The sequence below is a fragment of the Exiguobacterium sp. s36 genome (genome assembly GCF_018618345.1).
In the GTDB taxonomy this organism is placed as follows: domain Bacteria; phylum Bacillota; class Bacilli; order Exiguobacteriales; family Exiguobacteriaceae; genus Exiguobacterium; species Exiguobacterium chiriqhucha.
On the sequence record NZ_JACSLW010000025.1, the window covers coordinates 1 to 1189 of the forward strand.

Below are 1189 nucleotides of genomic sequence, written 5' to 3' on the forward strand. Positions count from 1 at the left end.
CCCGTTCCCATGCCGAACACGGAAGTTAAGCGCTTCAGCGCCGAAAGTAGTTGGGGGTCTCCCCCTGTGAGGATAGGACGCTGCCAGGCTGTTTATTTTTTTGAAAAAATTATTGACTTTCTTCTTGAGGAGACTTAAAATAGGTAAAGTCGATACAGTAATTATTTAAAACGGTCCCGTGGTGTAGTGGTTAACATGTCTGCCTGTCACGCAGAAGATCGCGGGTTCGAATCCCGTCGGGACCGCCATTTTTTTATTTAATTTAATAAGTTGGCTTTGTAGCTCAGTTGGTAGAGCAAAGGACTGAAAATCCTTGTGTCGGCGGTTCGATTCCGTCCAAAGCCACCATTTACAGCGCCGGTGTAGCTCAGTTGGTAGAGCATCTGACTTGTAATCAGAGGGTCGAGGGTTCGAATCCTTTCGCCGGCACCATTTTTCTCATGGCGGTTGTGGCGAAGTGGTTAACGCACCGGATTGTGATTCCGGCATTCGAGGGTTCAATTCCCTTCAGCCGCCCCATTTTTTAAAAATTAATGAGCCATTAGCTCAGTTGGTAGAGCATCTGACTTTTAATCAGAGGGTCGCAGGTTCGAGCCCTGCATGGCTCACCATTTCTCATTAATTTCTATACTTAAATATTTTATATGCGGGTGTGGCGGAATTGGTAGACGCGCTAGACTTAGGATCTAGTGTCTTTGACGTGGGGGTTCGAGTCCCTTCACCCGCATCTCTAATCTAATTTTATATTGCGGAAGTAGTTCAGTGGTAGAATACGACCTTGCCAAGGTCGGGGTCGCGGGTTCGAATCCCGTCTTCCGCTCCAATTATATGCGGTCGTGGCGGAATCGGTAGACGCGCTAGGTTGAGGGCCTAGTGGTGGTTAACACCGTGGAGGTTCAAGTCCTCTCGACCGCATTAATGCACCCTTAGCTCAGCTGGATAGAGCGTTAGACTACGAATCTAAAGGCCGGGAGTTCGAATCTCTCAGGGTGCACCATTTATAACGGGAAGTAGCTCAGCTTGGTAGAGCACTTGGTTTGGGACCAAGGGGTCGCAGGTTCGAATCCTGTCTTCCCGACCATTTCTTAATTCAATTTGGTCTTTGAAAACTGAACGATGAGGCAAAAAAAGTTTTACAATGTTTGAATGAAGCGCAAGCTTCGTCATTTTTAAAGAGCTATATCAAATT

The 1189-nt window shown here is 47.0% G+C and carries 10 tRNA genes and 1 rRNA gene; all 11 read left to right on the forward strand.

The window, feature by feature from the left end:
* Positions 1 to 89: ribosomal RNA gene (gene rrf / locus KNP95_RS15855) — 5S ribosomal RNA — on the forward strand; the annotation flags it as partial.
* 83 nt (positions 90 to 172) lie between these two features.
* Positions 173 to 248, forward strand: a tRNA-Asp gene (locus KNP95_RS15860).
* Positions 249 to 272: 24 nt separating this feature from the next.
* Positions 273 to 348 (forward strand) — tRNA-Phe (locus tag KNP95_RS15865).
* An 8-nt stretch (positions 349 to 356) separates the two neighbouring features.
* Positions 357 to 432: transfer RNA gene (locus KNP95_RS15870), tRNA-Thr, on the forward strand.
* A gap of 11 nt (positions 433 to 443) precedes the next feature.
* Positions 444 to 519: transfer RNA gene (locus KNP95_RS15875), tRNA-His, on the forward strand.
* A 16-nt stretch (positions 520 to 535) separates the two neighbouring features.
* Positions 536 to 611 (forward strand) — tRNA-Lys (locus KNP95_RS15880).
* A 35-nt stretch (positions 612 to 646) separates the two neighbouring features.
* Positions 647 to 727: transfer RNA gene (locus KNP95_RS15885), tRNA-Leu, on the forward strand.
* A 21-nt stretch (positions 728 to 748) separates the two neighbouring features.
* Positions 749 to 823, forward strand: a tRNA-Gly gene (locus tag KNP95_RS15890).
* Positions 824 to 830: 7 nt separating this feature from the next.
* Positions 831 to 915: transfer RNA gene (locus KNP95_RS15895), tRNA-Leu, on the forward strand.
* Between the two features lie 5 nt (positions 916 to 920).
* Positions 921 to 997, forward strand: a tRNA-Arg gene (locus KNP95_RS15900).
* Between the two features lie 7 nt (positions 998 to 1004).
* Positions 1005 to 1081, forward strand: a tRNA-Pro gene (locus KNP95_RS15905).
* The last annotated feature ends 108 nt before the right edge of the window (positions 1082 to 1189 follow it).